This window comes from Caballeronia sp. LjRoot29 (assembly GCF_964252755.1).
Classification (GTDB): Bacteria; Pseudomonadota; Gammaproteobacteria; order Burkholderiales; family Burkholderiaceae; genus Caballeronia.
In genome coordinates this window covers 25,845-48,508 of sequence record NZ_CAXUPU020000002.1, presented here as the reverse complement: position 1 = coordinate 48,508, position 22,664 = coordinate 25,845, and the positions used below count along the sequence as shown (strand labels likewise).

Sequence of the window (22,664 nt, the reverse complement as noted above, 5' to 3'; positions counted from 1 at the left end):
AATAGCAGCGAACGGCAACCCGCTTTCGATCGCAGTTGCAAAAGCGGCAGCTGCACAAATCGGGCCTTACCCACGAATTCGACACCAAACCGAGGATAAGCTCGGTATGAATGCGAACGCCCGTACGCAGCCATGTTGTATTCTTGGCGCGTTTGCGCCCGCACTGCAACCTCGGATTTAAACCCCGGCTCTCAATCTCCACGGCAATCACCCATGCTCATTGTTCACCATCTCAACAATTCCCGTTCGCAACGCGTGCTTTGGATGCTTGAAGAATTGGGCGTCGAGTATGAAATCAAGCGTTATCAGCGCGACCCCAACACCATGCTCGCGCCGCCCGAGTTGCGCGCTGTGCATCCGTTGGGGAAGTCGCCGGTCATCACGGACGACGGCCAGACGATCGCCGAGTCCGGCGCGATCATCGAGTACCTGAACGAGCGTTATGGGCAAGGGAGTTTTGCGCCGCCGCACGGGACCACGCCTGAGCGCCTTCGCTATAACTACTGGATGCACTACGCCGAAGGCTCCGCCATGCCGCCGCTGTTGCTCAAGCTGGTGGCGCTGCGCATTGGCAGCGCGCGCATGCCGTTCTTCGTCAAGCCTGTCGCGCGCCGGATCGCGCAGACCATGCAGGATAGTTTCATCGACCCGCAATTGAAACTGCACTTCGGTTTCATCGAGAGCGAACTGTCGAAGTCCGAATGGTTCGCAGGCGATTCCTTTAGCGCCGCCGACGTGCAAATGAGCTTCCCGCTCGAAGCCGCAATCCAGCGTGCGGGCGCGAAGAAGCTTCCCCATGTTGCGGCTTTCGTTAAGCGGATTCATGAGCGTCCCGCGTTTCAACGCGCATTGCAGCGTGGCGGCAAATACGATTTTGCGGACTGATCCGGGACGGCCGCGCGGCTTGCGTACAATGGCCGCTGGTTGCCGGAATCCCGCTTGAATCAGGGTCTTTCCGGCTTTACACGCATTCATACGCACTTAGGCCCGAAGGCGAAGCATGGCTCGAATCGTCCCCGACGACTGGAAGAATATGGAAGCGACCGGCGCTGCCGTGCGTGAACTCGACACGCTGGCGCTGCTCGCAAAACTCCCCGACGACTACACCGTGTATCACGGTGTTCACTGGACCCGCATCAACGAAGGTTTTTCGGTGTTCGGCGAAGCGGACTTCGTGGTGGTCGCGCCGTCGGGCCGGGTGCTGGTCATCGAACAAAAGGCGGGGTTCCTGCGTGAGACGCCCGCGGGCCTGATGAAAGTCTACATGCAGAAAGAGCGCAGCGTCGCCATCCAGCTTGCACGGACGCTCGAGAACTTGCACCGCCGCTTCACCGCCGCATTCGGCGCGGGTACCTACCGGATTGAAGAGCTGCTGTATTGCCCGGATTACACAGTGAAGGACGTGTCCATTGCAGGCGTGCCCGAAGCGCGTATTGTCGATGCCAGTCGCAAGGCGATGCTGCCGTCCGTCGTGCTGGATATCCTGCCGCCCGACGAGCCGCGTTTCGAAGCGTCTGCGCGGATCCATCATTTTCTCTCCGACGAACTCGCCCTCACGCCCGATACCAACGCGCTCGTCGGTCAGGCCGACATGCTCGTCACCCGCCTCTCGGGAGGTCTCGCTACGTGGGCGCGCCGGTTGGAATTCGAGCCGTTCAGGCTGCGCGTGATTGGCACGGCCGGCTCGGGCAAGACGCAACTGGCCGTGCAAGTGATGCGTGACGCGGTGGCGAAGGGCCGCAGCGTGCTGTACGTCTGTTTCAACCGTCCGCTCGCTGATCACATCCGGCTGGTCGCACCGCCGGAAGCACGCATTGCCAACTATCACCAGCTCAGCGCCAGCGTGACGCGCGATGCCGGCACGCCGCCGGATTTCAGCCAGCCGAACGTATTCACCACGCTGGAGGAGCGTTTCGCGAATGTCGAGATCGCGGAGCACTGGAAGTTCGACGTATTGATTGTCGATGAAGGCCAGGATTTCCATGCGGCGTGGGTGGATGCGCTGGCCCGGTTGCTGAAGCCGGACGGCGCGTGGTGGTGGCTCGAAGATCCCATGCAGAACCTGTATTTTCGCGATCCCGTGCCACTGCCCGGCTGGACCACGCTACGCGAGACCACGAACTATCGCAGTCCGCGCGACTTGCTGGCGTACATCCGCCGGATCGTCGGACGCGAGGTACGGCTTGACGCCGGCAGTCCTTTCGATGGCTCCGAAGTCAGTCTTTCCACCTACGAAAACGGCCATCCCGACGAAGTGATCGAAGCGACCAAGCGGGCGATCACCCAGGCGCTGGCGCTCGGCTACCGGAAGCAGGACATCGCGGTATTGTCGTTTCGCGGGCGCGAAGGTTCGGTGCTGACGTCGGTTGACCAGCTCGGGCCGCATCGCTTGCGCAGCTTCACCGGAACGTACGATTTGTTCGGGAATCCAGAGTATCGCGAAGGTGACGTGCTGCTCGAATCGATCTATCGGTTCAAGGGGCAATCGGCGCCTTGCGTGATCCTGACCGAAGTCGATTTCGACACGTTCGACGAACAGGTCGCACGCAAATTCTTTGTCGGCGCGACGCGTGCCACCATGAAGTTGATCGTGGTGGCGTCCGAGCGTGCGGCGCACGCATTCGACGAACAGCATTGACCGCCGCCATGACACAACAGCAGGTCTTAAGAAGGCTCGCGGCTTCGCTACTTGCCGTGTTGCCGCTTGCCGTGAGCGCCGCGCCATTGGCGCTGGACGTGCAGGGACTGATCGGGCGTACTAACGACGCTGACCATAGCGTCTATCACATCGGCGAAGCCGAACTCCTCAAGCTTCCTGTCCACACCATCACCACTTCGACCACCTGGACGCCGAAGTCCACCTTTTCCGGGCCGCTCCTGGGTGACGTGCTGAACCTCGTGAATGCACGTGGCGACGCCGTCGAATTGCGCACGATCGACGACTATTCCTACACGGTGAGCGCGGCGGAAGCGGAGCGTTACGGCGCGATCCTGGCTTACAGCAGGAACGGCGTGCGCCTTACGGTCGACAAGTTTGGTCCGCTATTCCTGATTTATCCGCGCGACGCATATCCGTCGGAGCTGAGTGGTTCGGCAGCGGAAGCTAAGTTCGTGTGGCAGATCAAAGGGATGGTCGTGAAATGATGCGTGCGGGGCTGCGCCGTTTCAAAGTCGCGATGCTGGTTGCGGCAGCCATTGCACCGCCGCTTGGCGGCGTGGGCTACGTGCTGTATTCCGTGCTGCTGGCGAACCAGACCACGCAGCAACTCACCATGCCGTATGACGGTTTCTACTGGGACGGTGCGCAATTCCAGATTGCGTACGGCCGCTTTGCGAACCAGATCCTGCTGTATCGCAGCGGAATTGACGCCGACACCGACGAGATCCAGCTCCGCTTCGAGGTGCTTGAATCGAAGCTCGCTGTTGTCACCACGTCCACCGCGATGCTCTCCGATAGCGGTACCCTGCGAAGCCGCCAGCAAGAGATCCTGCGGCAACTGGAAGCGGCGCTCGAGTCTATCGAACCCGATATTGATTCGTTGAAGAAGGAGCCCGGGCGCACGCTGAAGATCATCGGCGTATTGCGGCAGAACCAGGACGCGGTGAACGAACTGGCGAACGGACGCCGCGTGGTCGACGTGGCTGAGCGTGACTACATCGCGCGCGATTTCGTTTCAAAGCGGCGTTACCTGTTCGCGGCGGGCATGCTGCTCGCGCTGCTCTCCATGGTCGCCACCGCCATGCTGCTGCTCAACGGCCAGCGGCGTTCGCGCCTGATTCACCAGCAACGCGCGGCGCTCGAAGCGCAGCATCAGGCAACCCGCGCTGCACGCGAGGCATCGCAGGCGAAGGACGCGTTCCTCGGCATGATCAGCCACGAATTGCGCACGCCGCTGCATGCCATTGTGTCGTCGGTGGAACTGCTTGAACTGAACCTGCACAGTGAAGCCGATCGCAAGATCATCCAGCGGCTCGAGACCGGCGCACGCCATCTTGAAGCGCAGATGCGCGACCTGACGGACTTCGCGAGGCTCGGCGCCGGCAAGCTTGAATTGCGGCTGACTGTGTTCGATCCCATGGAACTGCTTGACTCGATTGTGGACGCGAACACACCGGCGGCGGTGGCGAAGGGTCTGATGTTACGCGGGCAGTTTACGGGCGAGGCGGGGCTGGTGGAATCGGACCAGCACCGGCTGCGTCAGATCGTGACGAACCTGGTGACGAACGCGATCAAGTACACCGATTCCGGTTCAGTCGATGTGCGTTTCGAACGCTCGCTTGAACGGCTCGATATCTCCGTTATCGACACTGGTCCCGGGATTGCGCGCGAGCAGTTGCCGCTGATCTTCAAGGAATTCACGCAGCTCGATTCATCGACGACCCGGCGTTTCGATGGTGCCGGCATGGGCCTGGCCGTCGTGCGCGGACTGGTCGAGTTGTTGGGCGGCGTAGTCAATGTGTCGAGCGATGTCGGGCAGGGCGCCGCGTTCCGCGTGAGTTTGCCCGCTGCACCGGTGGCGCGAATGCCCGAGCGCGAGCGCGCGCCTGCCGACTTGCCGCCGATAAGGAAAGCACGCGTGCTGGTCATAGACGATCACGATTCCATCCGCGAGTCGCTCACTGAAATGCTGGCGCACCTGGGTTATGCAAGCGTGGCCATGTCCGACGTGGACAGCGCGCTCGCATGGCTGGAGAACAATCAGGCCGATGTGATCCTCGCCGACCTGCACATGCCGGGCAAGGACGGGTACTCGTTCGTGAACGAATATCGCGCACGGCGGGCGGCGGGCGCGAGCTTGCCGGTGATTGCGGTGAGCGCATACGCGCCGGATCTGGTGGACCCAAGCGCCGCCATTCTGTTCTTCGATTACCTGCTCAAACCAGTGCGCTACGAAGTGCTGAAAAGCGCCTTGGCGCGGGCTTTATCGGCAACACGACGAATTCATTGAGCTTTGACGTTGGGTGTTGGGCGGAGAAAATCAGGTGCGTTGCAAGCGCTTTGACAAGTCCGCCACGAGAATTGCCATGCGTGCCGGCTTCTCGAAACAGGTGACGTTATAGCGCTGGATGATGTCGCTGATTTCCGACTCGCTCGCCTTGCCGGTCGTCAGCTCGCCCGTCAATACGAAGATGGGTGCATCCGGGTTGTCGGAGTTGCGCACAGCGCGGATAGCGTCGGCGGACGTATGCGCGCCGAACAGCCAGTCGATCACCACCGCGTCGAACACTTGCGTCTGCAGCGCTTGCGAAAACCCGTCCAGGCCATACAGCGCGACCGCTGTGAAACCGCTGCGCTCGAGATAATCGTGCAGGTTGTCGGCTGAAGTCTGATCGTCGTCCACGACCGCGATCAGCGGCTTGTCCATGTCTGTGCGACGCGGCTGGATCTCGATCTTGTGGACATCGTGAGCGGCATGCAGCAACACGCCTTCGTGCGTTGTCACGAGCCAGCGTCCGTTCATGTTCTGGGCGATGAAATCCGGACGGCTGCCCGGATCGAGTGCTTCGCCAATCCACGCAACGCACGGAATTTCGATTGCGCCAAGCATCAGGACGGCATCCTGGGCAGTGCCTTCAGTGTCGTCGACATCGGCGTTCTTCGCGTCGAAGAGCTGCAACGCAGGCTCGCCAAACGCGTCGGCCACGCGGCGAATCTGCGCAAGCGTCCACGGGCTATTGCCACGCAGCTTTCTATGCCCTTGCGAGAAACTGAGATCGAGGATTCGACAAAGCTCGGCCGTTTGCTGCCGCTTGCCAATGCCGTGGCGATTCATTAGATCGCGAACGCGCTGAGCGACTGCGAGGGAATCAGAGGATGAGGTTTCAGTGACCATGCTGCTGTGGACCAGTAAAAGCGCGTGGTGGGCTCAAAGACGGTGACGCGGATTTGTGAATGGATCGGGGCCTATTGTAGGGGTAAGAGAGGGTTAGTTCGAAAAACTCTTGCGAAGATAAATGCTAGCGCTCCAAGGAACCGGGAGGTTGTTACCGGTTCCGAACGCACCGGCCCATTCGAATCGCTCGCTCGTTCCAGCTTAGCAAACGTTCTCTGTGATCCGATAGCGGCATGAAGCCGCGCGAAGCGATTCTTAAACAGTTGACGGGCACTCGGGTTGTTTGACCGGCTGCATGAATGATCACTCGATGACATGCACTCTAAGCACGGCCATTGCCGCGCAATAATCACACCACTCCCGCCGTGTAATGCCAGAAGATTTTCTCGAGCGTAGAGGGGATTATTCGCACGATCGTTCGGGCGTGGTGAATGTGCTGAGTCTGATGGCTGCGATGTAGATCAAACCGAATCCGATCGAACAGGAGTTTCGCCGCTAGGGCCTTACAACGTTTTCCTCAACCGGGTTTTCCGGCCGTGACCGGATCGAGCCAGAGCTCCTTGCGCTCAACCGGCACCCACGGGGGAACAAACGGATTCGCCAATTCGATCAACACTCGTCGATCCAGATGCAGGTCGGCAACGGCCTGCCCAAAATTCCTCTGGAAGAGCGCGTCAAAACTCCCATCTTTTCGCATTGCCTCCAGGCCATCCTTGATTCGTCGGGCGACAAGTGGATCAGCCTTGTTGACGTAAAAGAATTGCGCATAGAAATAGCGGATCAGCAGATGAGTATCGATCGCCATTTCGGGGTACTGGGCGCGAAACGAAATGAGCTCGGGCGTGATCTCGAGCACGCCGCGGGGGAACAGGTTAAAACGGCGGTGAACCAGCATCGGAAATAGTTGATCGTAGTGACTTGCCGTGACGAGCGGGATCTTGTTGAACTGGTACACGGGTACGTCGCCCCAGTCCTGACCCTGACCAACATTCAGCAGGCGAAGGCCCTGGATGTCATTGACTTCATTGATGCGCGCTTGTTGATCGCGCCGGATCAATGAGACCCGATAACCAAGCAGTCCCTTATCGATGGGAATAGCAATCGGTATGGCTTGTGCATTGAGGTCGGGATGACCGGGGTCGCTTGCAATCACATTGATGAGGCGGCCGTTGATGACCTCTTCAATCTCACGCTGCGTTGACATTGGCTCGGGGTAGGCATCGATTACGTAGGGTCCGTACCTGGGCGTCGTATGGTCCAGTGCCGCGATCAGAAAATCCCAGCGCCTTTCCCGAACGACTTCATCCTGCACGCGAAGGATGCGGATATGCATGGGCGCGGCCGGCGTTGCGAGCGTTGGCGTGCCGGCTTGGGCGCGGGCGCTGCCAATAGTCGGCAGAGTCGTTACGAGGCTGGCCACGACGGTCATCAGGATGGCGCGGGCCAGGGCACGAAGGCCGGCTTTCCAATCGCTTCGCATGTGCCTTCTCCCGAGAGGCCTCCAACAGAGGTCAAGCGCTGCGCGCTCCATATCCCGCTACTCTATTCGGCGACGCGCCACGAGGTGCTCTCGGGTAATGCCCAATTGCGCGGATTGGACACACGGCGCTTACGTTTGGGTCTACACAAGAACGGAATCGAGCGGAGCTCCTTACAGTCGCTCATACGTTATTACCCGCAGACAATTCTCCCGAATCCGACTTGCGGTACGCATGATTCGGCCAATTCTGCCGATGGCGGGCTCGCGTTATCTCGCCATTAAACAAGATTTCACGGGCACATACTACTTCCCGCTTCGCCTTAGGAGCACTATGCTTTCTACGGTAAGCAGATACGAACATTCCGAACACGATGTCGATGAACCTTTAAAACTTTGACTTTGGGGGAAGGCTAGTGGAACTCGAAAACCGCACTTTGGGCCGCGTGACGAAGCGACTCGTCCCGTTCCTGATCCTCTGTTATTTCATCGCGTACCTGGACCGCGTCAATGTCGGTTTCGCCGCGTTGCAGATGAATAAAGACTTGGGGTTGTCCTCAAGCGCCTTCGGTTTCGGCGCGGGGATTTTCTTCATCGCTTATTTCTTTTTCGAGGTTCCATCCAACCTGTTGCTGGAGAAGTTCGGTGCGCGCCGATGGATCGCGAGGATCATGTTCACCTGGGGCATCCTGGCCGGCTCCATGGCGTTCATCCCCGCGATTTCGCGGTTGACGGGATTCTCGGCCGCGCACGTGTTCTACACCTTGCGCGTGTTGCTCGGGATTGCTGAAGCGGGATTCTTCCCGGGCATCATCTTCTTGCTGACGCTGTGGTTTCCGGCGGCGTACCGCGCTCGCGTGGTCGGCTACTTCATGGTGGCCATTCCGTTGTCCACCGTAATAGGCGCGCCTATCTCCGGTGCGCTGCTCAATCTCGACAAACTCGCTAACCTCGCAGGCTGGCAGTGGGTTTATCTGATTGAAGCATTGCCGGCCCTGTTCCTATCGTTCGTGGTCCTGTTTTATCTCACCGACAAACCGGCGGACGCAACCTGGCTCGCACCCGAGGAGCGTGAGTGGCTCGTCAACCGCCAAGCTCAAGAACGCGCGCAGCGCGAGGCCGTGCGTTCTTTCAGTGTGCGCGAAGCCTTGTTTAACCCACGTGTTCTTGCTGTCGCGCTCATTTACTTCGGCGCCAACGCGACCAACTACGGCCTGAGTTTTTTCCTGCCGCAGATCGTCAAGGGATTTGGTCTTGGCAATGTCCAGACGGGGCTGGTGACGTCGCTGCCGTACATCGTCGGTGCGTTCAGCATGATCTTGTGGGGGCGCCGCTCGGACCGCAAGCTCGAGCGCAAGTGGCATGTGGCTATTCCGCTGCTGGTGGCCGCCGGCGGAATTGCGGCATCGACCGCACTGGATGATCCTGTGTTGAAAATGATCGCGCTGTCTATTGCCGGCTTTGGCATATTCGGCTGCCTGCCAGTGATCTGGACCCTGCCCGCCGCCTTTCTTTCGGGCGCGGCCGCAGCGGGCGGCATTGCCGCGGTGAACTCGCTCGGCAATCTGGCCGGCTTCTTCGGACCGTATGCGATGGGGTGGATCAAGGACAGTACCGGCAGTTTTGCTGCAGGTCTTCTTTGTCTGTCTGGAGCCGGGCTGGTCGGCGTGGCAGCGGTCCTCCTGCTTCGTCACGACAGCGCTCTGGAGAACGCGCCCCAGCCTCTGGCAGAAGAAAGTTCACGGCACGCTTAAAGGTCGTCTTGAACGCTCGAATCGAGCTTGGCTTGTGCCGCGAAAGGAGTCCCTAAAGGGGCTCCTTTCGCATTCAATCGGGCGAGTGCATTGCCGGCTGTTATCCAGCCATATTCCTTACCTCCGTAAGGATTTTCTGACAGGGGAATCAGCATACGTCCCTGTCCACTTTTCGCGTTTCCTGACTGTGCAATATTTTTCGGCCGCCTAGACTCTCAAGCTCAAAATGGGTCCTTCCGGTTATCCGCCATGATTCCGTATCTGTCCGAGCGCGAAAATGCGGTGGAGCATATCCACACTATCTGCCTGCGCTTGTTCGATTCATGGTGCGAGAACAGGAACGTCATTCCGCTTGCCTATCTCATGCACTGCTGGCCGCTGATCAATAGCGGACCCATATCGATCAGGCGTCTTGCAGACACCATGTGGGAGCTTCGGAAATTCCACGCGGAAACGCTCGATGTAGACGAGTCGGGCGTGCTGTGCGACCTCGCGGATCGCATCGACGAGATTCTGGGGAACTCGTTCGGTCCGTTTACTCTCGCGGCAAACGGTTAGAGCTGCGTCGGTAATTTGCGTCAACCTTTCTTGCCAGCGAATTTGAGTGAATTTGAAAGCTGGAGGACATCATGTTCTGTCCGTTTCTTTCGATCGAGATAGGCTAGTCGAGCAGCATCTTGAGGCAAGGGCGGCGTCATGAGCGAAACAAGCGCCAACCTGAGCGGCAGCGTCAGCGAGCCGCCGGCAATCCTTATTGTCGATGACACACCAGTCAATCTCGGGCTCGTGGTGGACAGTCTCGCCGACCAGGGCTTTCGCGTGCTGGTAGCGCTCGATGGCGAGGAGGCGCTCGAACGCGCGCAGTTTTCGCAGCCGGATCTGATCTTGCTCGACGTGAAGATGTCCGGCATCGACGGCTTCGAGACTTGTCGCCGGCTGAAGACGGACGAACGCACCCGGGACATCCCGGTGATCTTCATGACGTCGCTGACCAGCATCGAAGACCTCGTCCAGGGTTTCGCTGCCGGCGGCGCGGACTACGTGACGAAGCCTGTCCGCATCGACGAAATGATGGCGCGGATCAGTACGCATCTGGCGTTGCGCGCGATGCACAAGCAGCTTGTCGTGCAGAACCGGCAGTTGTCGAATGAAGTGAGTGTGCGCCAGCAGGCCGAAGCGGCGCTGGCGCGGGCCCGTGACGAACTCGAGGTGCGGGTCGCGCAACGCACCGCAGAACTCGCGCAGGCGAATGCGAGCCTGCGGCTCGAGATAGACGAGCGCAGGCGGGCGGAAACGAAGTTGCTCTCGAGCGAGGTGCGGTTCCGCAACATCGTGGAGACCAGTCCGCTGCCGTTTTGCATCACGTCGATGCCGCATGGCTCGCTGCTCTACATGAACGAGCCGTTTCGAAAGTTGTTCGGCCTCGTCTGCCGGACCGATACGGTCCTTCATGTCATCGATTTCTACGTGGAGCCCGCGACGCGCGACAGGCTGGTGCGCCAGCTTCGCATGTACGGCGGCCTTCGCAACACTGAAGTCAATTTCAGGCGGCCGGACGGCAGCACGTTCTGGGCAATGCTGACCGCCCGGGTGGCGAGCTTCGACGACTCGCCGGCCATCTATGTCGGCCTCAATGACGTGACGGCACGCAAACTGGCCGAGGGAAAATTGCGGGCGAGCGAGGCGAGTCTCGCGAACGCGCAACGGCTTGCGCGGCTGGGTGACTGGGAGTGGGACACCAAGGCGGGCGTGATCCACTGGTCCGACGAGATGTATCGGATCCTCGGGTTGGCGCCGCAGTTCTCGCGGCCGGACTACCGCACTTTCCTTGCAACGGTGCATCGCGAGGACCGGGCGCTGGTGCGGCATGCCGTGCGGGCGTTGCTCGATGAACGGCAGCCCTACGGCCTTGATTGCCGCGTCAAGGGCGCCGACGGCGTGGCGCGCATCGTCCAGTTCCAGGCCGAGGTCATGCCCGGCGCTGGCGTCGATGTCGATGCCGCCATGCAGCCGTTAAAGCTGGTCGGCACGATCCAGGACATCACCGAGCGCAAGAGCATAGAGCACGCGTTGCTGGAATCGCGCGAGCAATTACGCGAGTTATCCGCCTACATGGAAGCAATCCGTGAGGAAGAAAGAAAACGCATCGCGATGGAAATTCATGACGAGCTCGGGCAGTTGCTGACCGCGTTGAAGATGGACGTTTCATTGCTCAAGATGCGCCTGGCCCATGACGCGGATGCCGGCAGAAAAGCCGATGACATGCGCGAGCTGGTTGAAAAGATGATCTGGATGGTGCGCAACGTCGCGAGTCACCTGAGGCCTGCGGCGCTCGACTTCGGCATTGTGTCGGCGCTGGAATGGCTCGTGGAGGACTTCGGCCGACGCAAGGGCCTGTCATGCCAGCTCTGGATCAATGGCCGCGAGCCGGTTCTCGACGATGCTCATGCGACTGCAGTGTTTCGTATCGTGCAGGCGTCGCTGACCAACGTTGCACGTCATGCGGGCGCGTCGCGCGTGGACGTCACCTTGACCAACACCGAGACAACGCTTGACCTCTACGTCAGCGACGACGGCTGTGGTTTCGATCCCGCGGCAGCACGCAAGGGATATTCATACGGACTGCTAGGTATGAGCGAGCGCGCGCGGTTAATTGGGGGATCTCTGCGCATTGACAGCTCGCCTGAAACTGGCACCGTTGTATCGATTCATGTTCCATTGGGCGGCGGCGAACGCCCATGATCCGGATCCTGATAGCCGACGATCACGCCATCGTGCGCGGCGGACTGAAGCAGATCATGGCGACGACAACGGACATTGAAGTTGCAGGCGAAGCGGCGCAGGGTGTCGAGGTGATCGAGAAACTGCGTAGCTGCTGCGTAGACCTATTGCTCCTGGACATGACGATGCCCGGTATCAGCGGCGTCGACCTGATCCGGCGCACGCGCACCGGATACCCGGCGCTGCCGGTCCTGGTGCTCAGCATCCACAACGAAGCGCAGGTCGTTGCGCGCGCGGTGCGTGCGGGTGCAACCGGCTATGTCACGAAGGATAGCGATCCTACATCCTGCTTGCCGCCATTCGCAAGCTCGCCGGTGGCGGACGGTTCATCGATCCGAAGCTGGTCGACGTCATGGTCTTCGATACCCATTCCAGCGGCGCCGCGCCGCACGAGATTCTGTCCGACCGTGAGTTCCAGGTGCTGCATCTTTTGGCGGCGGGCAAGAGTGTCAATGCGATAAGCCGACGTGCTCGTGCTGAGTGCCAAGACTATCAGCACGCACAAGATGCGCCTCATGCAAAAGCTCGGTATTGAAAACAACGCCGAACTGATCCGCTATGCAATCAAACATGGTTTGACTTCCGAGCGTGACGGCTCGTAAGGAAATTCCGACAGAAAAACCAGCCTCGGCTGAAGCCTTAATCGACCTCTCCCGACGGACAAGCGTTTATTGCGCTTCTACCATGGTCTCATCGGGTAATTGGAATGCAAATCTCGGAGAATATTATGCTTGCGTCGGAGCAGTCCTTACGCGTACTCGTTGAGAAATGGCTAGGCGCCGCGAGTGCCGGGCATCTGCACGTACGCTCCATTCATCGTCTTCGCGCAGGGCGCAATCCGTGCGTTTGCATTGCAGTGGAACGGACGTCGCGTCTCACGGTCAGCTTCGAATTCAGCACCTTCACGTTGTTCTTTTTCCGCCATGACGACGGCGCCTGGCATGTCTATCCGCCAGAGGCAACTCGTCCTGCCATGAGTCTCGCCAAGCTGGCTGCTTGAGCAGAACCGCATAGTTCGCCACCGACAAAATGTAGTGCAAACGCGCCTGCGGCGAGTGACGCGGCACGTGCCTGATTCAATCCGCCGTGCCAATAAACATCTCGAGCGAAATGCATCAAATCCTCTGCAGGTCTTTGATCTATCAACTGTTTCATCGGCCTGACGTCTCGGGCCGCGGCACTGCTGCGCGTCGAAAAAAGGGCGTCGTTGCAATGCTGTCTGAAGAAATGGTTTTGATTAAATGTTCCGCGAAATGTGCGCGCCTGCATATAGGAAATGCTCTTGCTCCCCGATGCTTGGCGGGCATCACGATGGCGAGTTGAGATACGGCTTGCCCGCATAGGATGCCGCGGCCCAACACCTGAAACCCATTCCTGTGAGAGATCATCCGATGAATACCGACTTCACCCGTACCGGCGAACTCAAGAGCGTTTCCAGCTATCCGCAATGGCTCCAGGACGTAGTCAAGGATTGCGAAGAAGCGAAGAGCAAGGTTGTCTATCACCCGTTGTGCAAGGCCATGAAGGACGCGACGCTCGATATCGAAAGCACGCAACGTTTTCTGATTGGTTTTTTCCCCGTGATCGAGCAGTTTCCACAGTTCATGGCGTCGAACCTGATGAAAGCACGGTTCGGTCATTCGCATGGCGAAGGGATGGCACGGTCTTACCTCATCCAGAACATCCGGGTTGAGAACATGCATGCCAAGCACTGGCTGCAATGGGCAGGGGCAAGCGGGCTTGGACTGGATGACCTGCTGTCGCAAGAAGTGCCGAGCGAAATGCATGCACTCGCGCATTGGTGCGGGCATGTGAGTCTTACCGACGAGTTGGCGGTGGCGGTGGCGGCAACGAACTATGCAGTGGAAGGCGCAACGGGTGACTTTTCGTGTTTCGTCTGCTCGGAAGAAACGTACGCGCTGACCTTTCCGGAGCCGATCCGCAAGTCCGCAATGCGCTGGCTCAAAGTGCACGCTCATTACGACGATGAGCACCCGTGGATGGCCCTGGACATCGTGGCAACGTTGCTCGGCACCAATCCGCCGGTGGAGACGATCAACAAGGTGCGTGCTGCCATTCGCAAGAGCTACGACTATATGCGCATGACGCTCGATTACGCGTACGGAACGCCGTCGAAGCCGATGACGGTACTTGCAGTGGAAGAAGAGCCGGTAGCGGCCTGAGCGAGCCCGGTTCGGGCTGTTGAATAACGGCGCCTGTCATGCGATGACAGGCGCCGTTATTTTTGTTCGGGATGAAATGTGTCGCGATTGATGTGCGGGCAATCCGCGTATGAATGGAGTTGCGTTGGTTTGAAATCGAACGCTTGCCGCGCTCAAGCGCCTTTTTGTTCGCGTGATTCGGTGCCCGATGTCAGCGTCGTCGGTCCCTTGCTGAACAGTGCGATCATCAGCGCTGCAAGCGGCACGCAAAAAACGAGTGCTGTTGTCATGACGCTGTTTGCCGAGCCCTGAGTGAAGAGCGGCAGAATGATTGCGACCGCCGGTCCCAAGGGCAGCATCACAAGGAGATACGCGCTCCAGCTCAGTCCTTTCTTGCCAGCGATTGCGGCGACTATTGCTGCGCAGACGCCGTACAGCACGAAGCCCGTCATCGGTTGCATTGCCTTCCCCGGTTTTACGATCTGACCAAAGTGTATCGGCGCCGATTATGGGGACCAACGGGAAAACCTTCAGATGTGTGCGCTACATCACAACCATAAGCATGCTTCTGAAACGGGGTGCGCTAGCACACATAAAACAGCACCTTAATGGGGCTGTAAGGGCCTTCATAGCCATGTTTTTTTAGCGGAGAGCGGTGGGACTTTTACGCGCGATGATGGGGTGCATACACTCTTTCTTACCGATTGCGCGGTTGCGTCGCGCTGGGTTCGGATGATCGCGTTGATTCGGTGAAAGGCTCGCAGAGCGATGGCTGCAATCAGGAGGACGTCCGGGCGCCGTCAGCATCCAGTTGCCACATGACTAGCGTGCCGGACGCCACATGCGTCTCGCTGATGCCCTGAGCAACCTGCAAGCCGATGCCTTGTGCGAAACGGGTCAGCAAGAATGCATTGGCGTGTGTCGTCAGTCCCGCGATGGTGTTCCCAGGCGAAGTGGCCAGAGGCATCAAGCGCTTGAGCCACAGCATGCCGATATCGTTTCCCAGCGGCACAATGCGTGCGCCCATCGCGCGTGCTCTGATAGCAAACGCGTGACTATCTGCAAGGTGTTCGTCGAAGACGATGGTAAGCGCGTGACCGGACGCTGCGTGCTCGCTTGGTAAGGTTGCAGACCATGACCCTCGCATGCATACGGTTGCGAGCGACGCAGTAACAAGGAAATCACGCCGACCCGTTTTCATCAGTCGCGCTCCTTGAACTTCCTGGGCCAGATACCTTGTTTTCCCGGCGATAAAATGCCGTTCGGATCGAGCGCATCCTTAATGCTCTCGCTCATGCGCATCAATGCATGGTCGTTGAAATCATACTGGGATGCAGCGAGATCCATGAAGGCGAGGTGGGTTCTGTATTGACCATAACCCGCCGCGCCGAAGTCGTTGATCAATGTCTTCAGCAGTTCACCCGCATCGCGAGATTGCGCCGGGTCGTCACGATTAAAGATTGCCGCGAAAATATGGTGCATGCTGCGCGGGCCGGCTGTAAAACCGCCGTAGTAATCGAAGCCATGCTGCGCCGCCCGATCCCTGATCATTCGATATTGCTTGACGGCATCGCGGCCAAGCGGCGCACACACCGGCGAGAAATCAACATGTGCGCCCGAGCCGCCGCGCCAGTTCAGCAGGTTGAATGCGTCAAGATTAGGAATGCCGACCTGACTGCGATCGCCGCCGCCTTTGGGTTCAACGTTGGCAAGCGTATAGGGTGATTCGATCAACTCGGCTTCTGCGATGGCTGAGAAGCGCTGGTGTATCACGTGGCGACGCGCCTTCACCAGCGCTTCGGGACCATACAAGCAGAAGCGAAGGTTCCAGCGGCCTATGCCGAGCTTGCGCGTCATGGTTTCTATCGCCGAATCGGGCATTGCACCAGGGCCGTCGTACCATTGCTTGCGTGTCGACACGCCGGCAGCCCACCGCACCGCACTTTCGATGACCGCGTTGCTTTGCATCGTGTCATCGAGTTTCAACGGACGTAGCGTCTCGACAATGCTCTCAAGATCGGCGTCGTGCCGGAACTTGTATGTACAGAGCATGTAGCCTTCGGGTTTCGGCATCAACCAGATGCCTAGCTTGGTCACAATGCCAAAATTCGACTGCATGAACATGGCGTCGTAGGAAGGACCGAATCCTGCCTTGAATACTTGCCAGTCCTGATTATTGTTCATTGCACCCATGCCGGTGCGGACCACCTCGCCGTTCGCCAGCATCACTTCCATTCCGCACTGCATGGCTGCGTGATCCCCGTACGGGGTTGTGCCAAAGCCGCGCTCCAGTGTATTGCCGACCACGCTGCCCCAGCCGGCAGCCGGTGGATCAAGCCACAGGCCGATGCCTCGCGCTTGAAGTGCCTGATAAAGATCGTAGTAGCTGACGCCCGGTTCGACCAGCGCATAACCAAGCGTCTCATTGATCTCGATGATGCGATTCATGTGCTGCAAGTCCAGCACGACGCAGCCTTTAAGTCGCGGTGCCGCGCCGCCGTAAGCGAAGTTGCGTCCGGTCGATACGCTCCACAACGGCACGCCATACCGGTTCGCTACGCTGAGCACGGCACGAAGCTGCTCGACATCCGATACCAGCACAATGGCCGACGCTTCGTAAGCGTGCGCATCTCCGGGCGCGAACGGATCCAGATATGGCTGCGCCGCACCGTCTCCCGAGAGAACGGCGCTCTGGCCCGCGATCGCCCTGAATGCTGCCAACGCCTGCTGGAAATCAGACTCCGGCACTCCGGGGGGACGAGGCGGGCCGTTCACGGTCCCAGCATCCGGAACACGATCATCGACGCGATGCTTTCATTGGGCTTTAATAAGTGAGCGCTCGGGCGAGATCAATAGCCGCCGCTGCTGGAGCTTCCACCAGAACTCGACCCTGAAGCGGCGCCATCGGTTTGGCATCCGGCAAGGGACATGGCGAGCGAGACGGTCAGGACAGCCAGCAACATCGATGCAATGCGTTTGAAGTTCATTTGTTTCCCCATGAATGTTGGACGAGCGCGTACCAACCGCTGGCGCGATGTACCGCGCTCATGAATTAAACGAACCAGCGTGGCAAATTATTCCCTTATTTTTCGACGTTGTGCGTTTTGCAGCGCCAGCGCATGAACGCAATACCGCTAGCGCTAGCGCTAGCGCCCAAGATGCACTTTCAACGTATCGCGGAATGTCTGAACCAAAGGTTCCTTCGAACGCCCCCGCCTGACGATCAACGCAAACGGCGCCTGATAGCCGAACCCTGCCGGTGCGAGCGCGCGCAGCCGGCCCTTGTCGACCCAGGCCTGCGCATAATGTTCGGGTAGAAAGCCGATAAACGCGCCGGATAGAATCAGGATCAGTTGCCCTTCCATACTGTCCACCGTCGCTTCGCTACGCTTGAACCCATGACGCGCCAGCTCTGTCTGACTCCAGTACGCGCGCCCGACCATCCGCTGCTGGCTGATCGTTTCTTGCGGAATGTTGTGCTCGTTGAAAAGCGGATGGCTATCGCTGCAATACAACCAGTGCTGCTCGCGATAAAGCGAATGGTAGATCAACCCGTTCATGCGTAATTGAAAGGCGCCGATCGCCAGATCAAGGCGATTGCCCAGTACGCTAAGCTGCAATTCGTAGGGGCTTTGCACATGCAGATGCACATGCAGCGACGGATGTTCGCGCGTAAACGCACCAATGACTTCGGAGAGCGGCAACGATTTATCGCTGACCGTGGAATCCAGCACACCAAGCTTGATACTGCCGCGCAATTCTCCGCGCAGCCCGGCGGCGTAACGCTCGAACCCATCGACTTCACCAAGCATCCGCAACGCTTCCTGATGAAACTCCTCGCCTTTCGGCGTCAGGCTAAACCCGCCGCGCCCGCGATGACACAACACCACTCCCACCAGCGACTCCAACTGGCTCATGTAGGTGCTGATCGCCGATGTGGAAAGATTGAGCTCCTGCTGCGCCGCGGCAAAACCCTGGTGCCGGATCACGCAGGTAAAAATGCGTAGCAGGCGTGCTTCAGGCAATACTGTGGCCACTTCTCACTCCATCGAATACGGTAAATGCCGGCAAGCGATCGGCCTTGTAAAGGCGGTGAAGCGATGCCCTCGGGCCGGACGTGCCGATACTTTAGAAATAACTGAACTAATTATTTCGCACCAGCACTTTGTCGGTGCGCCGGTCAGCGCCAGAATTCAATCCAGATATTTCGACGAATCAATGTGAGGACGTGCCATGGAAAAGATCTTTCATCAACCGCTCGGCGGTAATGAAATGCCGCGCTTTGGCGGCATTGCCACCATGATGCGCTTACCGCATCTCGCTTCCGCTGAGGGCCTGGACGCTGCGTTTATTGGCGTGCCGCTGGACATTGGCGCGTCGCTGCGCGCCGGGACCCGATTCGGCCCGCGCGGGATTCGCGCCGAGTCCGTCCTGATCCGGCCTTACAACATGGCGACCGGCGCCGCGCCGTTCGACTCGCTGTCAGTGGCGGATATTGGCGACGTCGCCATCAATACGTTCAATCTGCTGGACGCGGTCCGGATCATCGAAGAGTCGTATGACCGCATCGTCGAGCAAGGTGTGGTGCCGCTGACGCTCGGTGGCGATCACACCATTACGCTGCCGATCCTGCGCGCGCTGCACCGCAAGCATGGCAAGATTGGCCTTGTGCATGTCGATGCCCACGCCGATGTCAACGACCATATGTTCGGTGAGAAGATCGCCCACGGCACGACGTTTCGACGCGCGGTGGAGGAGGGGCTGCTCGATTGCGAGCGGGTAGTGCAGATCGGCTTGCGTGCGCAGGGTTATACGGCCGATGACTTCAACTGGAGCCGCCGGCAAGGGTTTCGCGTGGTGCAGGCGGAAGAGTGCTGGCACAAGTCGCTAGATCCGCTGATGGCCGAAGTCCGCGCCAAGGTGGCGGGCGGTCCGGTGTACCTGAGCTTCGACATTGATGGTATCGATCCGGCGTGGGCACCGGGCACGGGTACGCCGGAGATTGGCGGCCTGACGACAATTCAAGGCATGGAAATCATCCGTGGTTGTCATGGGCTTGACTTGATCGGATGCGATCTGGTCGAAGTGTCGCCACCTTACGATACGAGCGGGAATACGTCGCTGCTGGGCGCGAACCTGCTTTATGAAATGCTGTGCGTGTTGCCGGGCGTGAAGCGTCGCTAAGACGTTGTTAAGGCATGATCAAGCTTCGTTGTTAAGTCTAAGACTGCGTCATTGGGAGGAAGGAACAGATCATGGAAACGACTACATCGCCTATTCTGGCAGCCGAACAAAAGGTCCGCGAGGATCTCGCGGCGTTGTATCGGCTAATGGCGCATTTCCGCATGACGGACATGATCGACACGCATATTACCGCGCGTTTGCCCGGCTCAAAACCCGCATTCCTGATCAATCGATACGGCGTGCTGTTCCACGAAATGCGCGCGTCGGATCTTGTGAAGATCGACTACGAAGGCAAGGTGATTGACGAGCGTGCGCGCGATACGCCCGAGCTGTTTATCGTCAATGAGGCGGGCTTTACGATCCACTCGGCAGTTCACATGGCGCGCGAGGATATTGCGTTCGTCGTGCATACGCATACGGCGGCGGGGACGGCTGTGTCGGCACAAGAGCAAGGGCTTTTGCCTATCAGCCAGCATGCGCTGAAGTTCTACGGCAAGCTGGGTTACCACGACTATGAAGGCATTGCGCTTGACCTCGGCGAACGTGCGCGCCTGGTCGCCGATCTCGGTCCGCACAAGGCGATGATCCTGCGCAACCACGGTCTGCTCGCAGGCGGCGCCACGGCCGCGCACGCGTTTCACGAAATCTACTTTCTCGAACGCGCTTGCCAGGCGCAGGTGCAGGCACTGGCCGGAGGCGTGCAACTGCGGATACCGCCAGAGCATGTTCGCGAACTCACCGCGCGGCAGTTTGGCTCGGAAAATGCGGACGCCATCATCGAACTCGCATGGCAAGCAGCGCTGCGCCTGATAGCGAGCGACCTTCCCGACTACCGCTCCTGAGCCTCCATCCGGCGCATGACTGTCACGTCATGCGCCGGCGTTCCTTCATCGTTTGCCGAACTGCTCTTTACTTCCACAACGCGCAACGCGATATGGCCTTGGACCCGAATGCCTGCTCGCCGGGTATGGTCGCGGTGATCGTATAGAAATCCCACGGCTCCTTCGACTCCGACGGTTTCTTCACCTGCATCAAATACATATCGTGAATCATGGTGCCGTCGGGCCGGATATAGCCCTTGGCGTACATGTCGTCAATCTTCATCTTGTGCAGTTCTTCCATGACCTTCGTACTGTCAGTTGAACCCGCCGCCTGCACTGCTTTCAGGTAAGTGGTTGCGGCCGAATAGTCCGCGGCCTGCAAGCTTGTCGGCATCTTCTTCATTTTCGCAAAGTAGCGCTCCGCCCATTTACGCGTCACGGCATCCTTGTTCCAGTACCAGCTATCGGTGGCCAGGAGACCTTGGGCAGTCTCGAGTCCGAGGCTGTGGATGTCCGTGAGAAAGATCAGCAAGCCGGCGATTTTCATCGACTTGGTGATGCCGAATTCCTTCGCGGCCTTGATCGAGTTGATGGTGTCGCCGCCTGCGTTTGCAAGCCCCAGGACCTGTGCTTTCGACGCCTGCGCTTGCAACAGGAACGACGAGAAATCCGATGCCGATAACGGATGCCGCACCGCGCCGAGCACCTGGCCGCCATTCGCCTTCACGACCTCCGACGTGTTCTTTTCCAACGCCTTTCCGAACGCATAATCGGCCGTCAGAAAGTACCAGGTCTTGCCACCTTGCTTCGTCACGGCCTGGCCGGTGCCGTTGGCGAGCGCGACGGTATCGTAGGCGTAATGGACCGTATAGGGCGTGCATTGCTCGTTGGTCAGCGCATCAACACCCGCGCCCACGTTGATGTACGGAATCTTCTTTTCAGCGGCAATCTGGTTGGTCGCGAGCGCGGTCGCCGAATTCGTGCCGCCGATGATCCCGTTGACCCCGTCGCGGTCAATCCACTCGCGCGCCTTCGACGCCGCAATGTCCGCCTTGTTCTGGTGATCGCCATAAAGCAATTCGATGGGCTTGCCGTTCACCTTGCCGCCGAAATCGTCGATCGCCATGCGGATGGCTTCGAGACCTCCTTGACCGTCGGAGTCGGAGTAGAGCCCTGAAAGATCTGTAATGAAGCCAAGCTTGACTGAGTCGGCCGCTGCATGCGCCGTGCTCGCGGTGATGCTCAGGATGGCTGCCGCAACGAGGCCGCACGCAGAGCGTCGGGCGAGTGTGTTGTTCATTCTTGTCTCCATCGGTTGTCATGGGCGGCTTCTGACCGCTAACCCAATGCTCGTGCTCGTACGAGCAATCCGTCAGCACCGAAAATATCCGTTGGAGAGGAATGAAGTCAAGGCTTACGACACGCTATTGCGGCTTTACTCCACATCGTCATCATCCGGGGCAGCGGTTTCATGAGTCATCGCGGCGTTTGCGAGCGAGGCCACGACCGGCGACGCTTGCTTGCGCTCGCTATACCGGTCAGTCAGGTAGGACGAACGATCGCGCACGAGCAGCGTGAACTTGATCAGCTCCTCCATGACGTCCACCACGCGGTCGTAATAGGCCGACGGTTTCATGCGGCCGTCGGCATCGAACTCCTTGTATGCCATGGCGACAGATGACTGGTTCGGGATGGTCACCATTCGCATCCATCGGCCGAGGACACGCAACGCGTTCACCGCATTGAACGACTGCGATCCGCCGCTGACCTGCATGACCGCGAGCGTGCGGCCTTGCGTGGGCCGCACAGCGCCGATCTCAAGCGGGATCCAGTCGATCTGGTTCTTGAATACCGAGGTGAGCGTTCCATGCCGTTCCGGGCTGCACCAGACTTGTCCTTCCGACCACGCGGATAACGCGCGTAGCTCCGCTACTTTCGGATGATCCGCTGGAACGCTGTCGGTGATCGGCAAGCCGTGCGGGTCGAAGACTTTTGTCTCGGCGCCAAAATGATTGAGGATGCGTTCGGCCTCCAGGGTGAGGAGGCGGCTGTATGAAGTGGGGCGAAGCGAGCCATACAGCAGCAGAATTCGCGGCGGATGGGTTGCAACAGATTCAGGCGCCAGCTTGTCGATACTCGGAACGTCGACATGCGCGTGGCTGATATTAGGCATTCCTGATGACATTAGCGAACCTGCTTGCCTTTGGCATCGATCACAACCTCACCGTCTTCCTTGCTGAACGGCCCTTTCTGTGCATCGGGCAGTATCTCCAGAAGCAATTCGGACGGCCTGCATAAACGCGTGCCTGCAGGCGTCACCACGAAGGGGCGATTGATGAGAACAGGGTGCGCCAGCATGGCGTCGAGCAACTGTTCATCTGTCAGGGCCGCATTAGCGAGACCGAGTTCCGTGAACAGTTTCTCCTTCTCCCTGATCGCTTGCCGGACGCTGAGCCCCGCATCCTTGATCGTTTTGGAAAGCGTGTCGCGAGTCGGCGGCGTCTTGAGGTACTCGATCACTTCCGGTTCAACGCCTGCATTGCGGATCAGCGCAAGGGTATTGCGCGACGTGCCGCAAGCGGGATTATGGTAAATCGTGATGGTCATGCAATGAGTCTCCATGAATTGTTTAAGAGCGACTAGCTCTTTAC

Annotated in this window: 21 protein-coding genes and 1 pseudogene; 12 read left to right on the top strand and 10 right to left on the bottom strand. The window is 59.0% G+C overall.

The features are described from left to right. The first annotated feature begins 213 nt into the window (after nt 1-213). The 4 genes from ACSQ83_RS02370 to ACSQ83_RS02355 all read left to right on the top strand — a co-directional run bounded on the left by ACSQ83_RS02370 (nt 214) and on the right by ACSQ83_RS02355 (nt 4,949). Entirely contained in the window at nt 214-885 is a 672-nt protein-coding gene (locus ACSQ83_RS02370; protein WP_436227112.1) for a glutathione S-transferase family protein, read from the top strand. Nucleotides 886-1,000: 115 nt separating this feature from the next. Continuing rightward, complete coding sequence (locus ACSQ83_RS02365) at nt 1,001-2,638, top strand: ATP-binding domain-containing protein (RefSeq protein WP_414949310.1); 1,638 nt, start codon at nt 1,001-1,003, stop codon at nt 2,636-2,638. Nucleotides 2,639-2,646: 8 nt separating this feature from the next. Continuing rightward, a complete protein-coding gene (locus ACSQ83_RS02360) occupies nt 2,647-3,144 on the top strand; it encodes a molybdopterin-dependent oxidoreductase (protein ID WP_436227111.1) in 498 nt (165 codons plus the stop codon). Beyond that, a complete protein-coding gene (locus tag ACSQ83_RS02355) occupies nt 3,114-4,949 on the top strand; it encodes an ATP-binding response regulator (protein WP_414949314.1) in 1,836 nt (611 codons plus the stop codon). Before ACSQ83_RS02360 ends, ACSQ83_RS02355 begins: the two co-directional genes overlap by 31 nt. Before the next feature lie 30 nt (nt 4,950-4,979). Here ACSQ83_RS02355 and ACSQ83_RS02350 read toward each other — a convergent pair whose 3' ends face one another. Continuing rightward, nucleotides 4,980-5,834, bottom strand: a complete 855-nt coding sequence (locus ACSQ83_RS02350; protein ID WP_414949315.1) for a helix-turn-helix domain-containing protein — start codon at nt 5,832-5,834, stop codon at nt 4,980-4,982. A gap of 517 nt (nt 5,835-6,351) precedes the next feature. Further along, nucleotides 6,352-7,365, bottom strand: a complete 1,014-nt coding sequence (locus ACSQ83_RS02345; RefSeq protein ID WP_436227110.1) for a hypothetical protein — start codon at nt 7,363-7,365, stop codon at nt 6,352-6,354. Between the two features lie 362 nt (nt 7,366-7,727). On the opposite strand from ACSQ83_RS02345, the gene ACSQ83_RS02340 reads away from it, so the two are divergent. The 6 genes and pseudogenes from ACSQ83_RS02340 (at nt 7,728) to ACSQ83_RS02315 (ending at nt 14,029) form a co-directional block, all read left to right on the top strand. Then, nucleotides 7,728-9,065 (top strand): MFS transporter, encoded by a 1,338-nt coding sequence (locus ACSQ83_RS02340; RefSeq protein ID WP_436227109.1) that lies wholly within the window; start codon nt 7,728-7,730, stop codon nt 9,063-9,065. A 249-nt stretch (nt 9,066-9,314) separates the two neighbouring features. After that, a complete protein-coding gene (locus ACSQ83_RS02335) occupies nt 9,315-9,623 on the top strand; it encodes a hypothetical protein (protein ID WP_414949319.1) in 309 nt (102 codons plus the stop codon). 138 nt (nt 9,624-9,761) lie between these two features. Then, nucleotides 9,762-11,807: a response regulator gene (locus ACSQ83_RS02330; protein WP_436227108.1), complete on the top strand. Its 2,046-nt coding sequence runs from the start codon at nt 9,762-9,764 to the stop codon at nt 11,805-11,807. Beyond that, nucleotides 11,804-12,448 (top strand): annotated as a pseudogene (locus ACSQ83_RS02325) (response regulator). Before ACSQ83_RS02330 ends, ACSQ83_RS02325 begins: the two are co-directional and overlap by 4 nt. Nucleotides 12,449-12,573: 125 nt before the next feature. Beyond that, entirely contained in the window at nt 12,574-12,846 is a 273-nt protein-coding gene (locus ACSQ83_RS02320; protein ID WP_414949321.1) for a hypothetical protein, read from the top strand. 391 nt (nt 12,847-13,237) lie between these two features. Next, on the top strand, nt 13,238-14,029 hold the full coding sequence (locus ACSQ83_RS02315; RefSeq protein ID WP_414966769.1) for a TenA family transcriptional regulator: 792 nt from the start codon (nt 13,238-13,240) through the stop codon (nt 14,027-14,029). A 152-nt stretch (nt 14,030-14,181) separates the two neighbouring features. On the opposite strand, the gene ACSQ83_RS02310 is transcribed toward ACSQ83_RS02315, so the two are convergent. The 5 genes from ACSQ83_RS02310 to ACSQ83_RS02290 form a co-directional block, all read right to left on the bottom strand. After that, nucleotides 14,182-14,469, bottom strand: a complete 288-nt coding sequence (locus ACSQ83_RS02310; RefSeq protein WP_414949323.1) for a hypothetical protein — start codon at nt 14,467-14,469, stop codon at nt 14,182-14,184. Between the two features lie 317 nt (nt 14,470-14,786). Beyond that, nucleotides 14,787-15,209 carry a hypothetical protein gene (locus ACSQ83_RS02305; RefSeq protein WP_436227107.1) on the bottom strand — a complete coding sequence of 141 codons (423 nt, stop codon included), beginning with the start codon at nt 15,207-15,209 and terminating at the stop codon, nt 14,787-14,789. After that, nucleotides 15,209-16,783: an FAD-binding oxidoreductase gene (locus tag ACSQ83_RS02300; protein WP_436227106.1), complete on the bottom strand. Its 1,575-nt coding sequence runs from the start codon at nt 16,781-16,783 to the stop codon at nt 15,209-15,211. The genes ACSQ83_RS02305 and ACSQ83_RS02300 overlap by 1 nt, the downstream gene beginning before the upstream one ends. A gap of 74 nt (nt 16,784-16,857) precedes the next feature. Next, nucleotides 16,858-16,995 (bottom strand): hypothetical protein, encoded by a 138-nt coding sequence (locus ACSQ83_RS02295; RefSeq protein WP_414949327.1) that lies wholly within the window; start codon nt 16,993-16,995, stop codon nt 16,858-16,860. A gap of 159 nt (nt 16,996-17,154) precedes the next feature. Beyond that, on the bottom strand, nt 17,155-18,045 hold the full coding sequence (locus ACSQ83_RS02290) for a LysR family transcriptional regulator (protein ID WP_436227105.1): 891 nt from the start codon (nt 18,043-18,045) through the stop codon (nt 17,155-17,157). A gap of 196 nt (nt 18,046-18,241) precedes the next feature. On the opposite strand from ACSQ83_RS02290, the gene speB reads away from it, so the two are divergent. Continuing rightward, the gene (gene speB / locus ACSQ83_RS02285; RefSeq protein ID WP_414949329.1) at nt 18,242-19,192 is read left to right on the top strand and encodes an agmatinase; all 951 of its coding nucleotides are present in this window, start codon (nt 18,242-18,244) and stop codon (nt 19,190-19,192) included. 71 nt (nt 19,193-19,263) lie between these two features. Continuing rightward, entirely contained in the window at nt 19,264-20,034 is a 771-nt protein-coding gene (locus tag ACSQ83_RS02280; RefSeq protein WP_436227104.1) for a class II aldolase/adducin family protein, read from the top strand. 67 nt (nt 20,035-20,101) lie between these two features. Here the strand turns inward: ACSQ83_RS02280 and ACSQ83_RS02275 are convergent, their stop codons facing one another. The 3 genes from ACSQ83_RS02275 to arsC form a co-directional block, all read right to left on the bottom strand. Beyond that, a complete protein-coding gene (locus ACSQ83_RS02275) occupies nt 20,102-21,313 on the bottom strand; it encodes an ABC transporter substrate-binding protein (protein WP_414949331.1) in 1,212 nt (403 codons plus the stop codon). A 135-nt stretch (nt 21,314-21,448) separates the two neighbouring features. After that, on the bottom strand, nt 21,449-22,198 hold the full coding sequence (gene arsH / locus ACSQ83_RS02270) for an arsenical resistance protein ArsH (protein WP_414966765.1): 750 nt from the start codon (nt 22,196-22,198) through the stop codon (nt 21,449-21,451). Next, a complete protein-coding gene (gene arsC / locus ACSQ83_RS02265; protein WP_436227103.1) occupies nt 22,198-22,620 on the bottom strand; it encodes an arsenate reductase (glutaredoxin) in 423 nt (140 codons plus the stop codon). The genes arsH and arsC overlap by 1 nt, the downstream gene beginning before the upstream one ends. Nucleotides 22,621-22,664 lie beyond the last annotated feature (44 nt).

Excerpts from the sequence above, each read along its gene's own strand:
- ACSQ83_RS02275 (WP_414949331.1), bottom strand. The coding sequence starts at position 21,313 with ATGAACAACACACTCGCCCGACGCTCTGCGTGCGGCCTCGTTGCGGCA.
- ACSQ83_RS02365 (WP_414949310.1), top strand. The coding sequence starts at position 1,001 with ATGGCTCGAATCGTCCCCGACGACTGGAAGAATATGGAAGCGACCGGC.
- ACSQ83_RS02330 (WP_436227108.1), top strand. The coding sequence starts at position 9,762 with ATGAGCGAAACAAGCGCCAACCTGAGCGGCAGCGTCAGCGAGCCGCCG.
- speB (WP_414949329.1), top strand. The coding sequence starts at position 18,242 with ATGGAAAAGATCTTTCATCAACCGCTCGGCGGTAATGAAATGCCGCGC.
- ACSQ83_RS02345 (WP_436227110.1), bottom strand. The coding sequence starts at position 7,365 with ATGGAGCGCGCAGCGCTTGACCTCTGTTGGAGGCCTCTCGGGAGAAGG.
- ACSQ83_RS02295 (WP_414949327.1), bottom strand. The coding sequence starts at position 16,995 with ATGAACTTCAAACGCATTGCATCGATGTTGCTGGCTGTCCTGACCGTC.
- ACSQ83_RS02280 (WP_436227104.1), top strand. The coding sequence starts at position 19,264 with ATGGAAACGACTACATCGCCTATTCTGGCAGCCGAACAAAAGGTCCGC.
- ACSQ83_RS02305 (WP_436227107.1), bottom strand. The coding sequence starts at position 15,209 with ATGAAAACGGGTCGGCGTGATTTCCTTGTTACTGCGTCGCTCGCAACC.
- ACSQ83_RS02360 (WP_436227111.1), top strand. The coding sequence starts at position 2,647 with ATGACACAACAGCAGGTCTTAAGAAGGCTCGCGGCTTCGCTACTTGCC.
- arsH (WP_414966765.1), bottom strand. The coding sequence starts at position 22,198 with ATGTCATCAGGAATGCCTAATATCAGCCACGCGCATGTCGACGTTCCG.
- ACSQ83_RS02320 (WP_414949321.1), top strand. The coding sequence starts at position 12,574 with ATGCTTGCGTCGGAGCAGTCCTTACGCGTACTCGTTGAGAAATGGCTA.
- ACSQ83_RS02370 (WP_436227112.1), top strand. The coding sequence starts at position 214 with ATGCTCATTGTTCACCATCTCAACAATTCCCGTTCGCAACGCGTGCTT.
- ACSQ83_RS02335 (WP_414949319.1), top strand. The coding sequence starts at position 9,315 with ATGATTCCGTATCTGTCCGAGCGCGAAAATGCGGTGGAGCATATCCAC.
- arsC (WP_436227103.1), bottom strand. The coding sequence starts at position 22,620 with ATGACCATCACGATTTACCATAATCCCGCTTGCGGCACGTCGCGCAAT.
- ACSQ83_RS02310 (WP_414949323.1), bottom strand. The coding sequence starts at position 14,469 with ATGCAACCGATGACGGGCTTCGTGCTGTACGGCGTCTGCGCAGCAATA.
- ACSQ83_RS02315 (WP_414966769.1), top strand. The coding sequence starts at position 13,238 with ATGAATACCGACTTCACCCGTACCGGCGAACTCAAGAGCGTTTCCAGC.
- ACSQ83_RS02350 (WP_414949315.1), bottom strand. The coding sequence starts at position 5,834 with ATGGTCACTGAAACCTCATCCTCTGATTCCCTCGCAGTCGCTCAGCGC.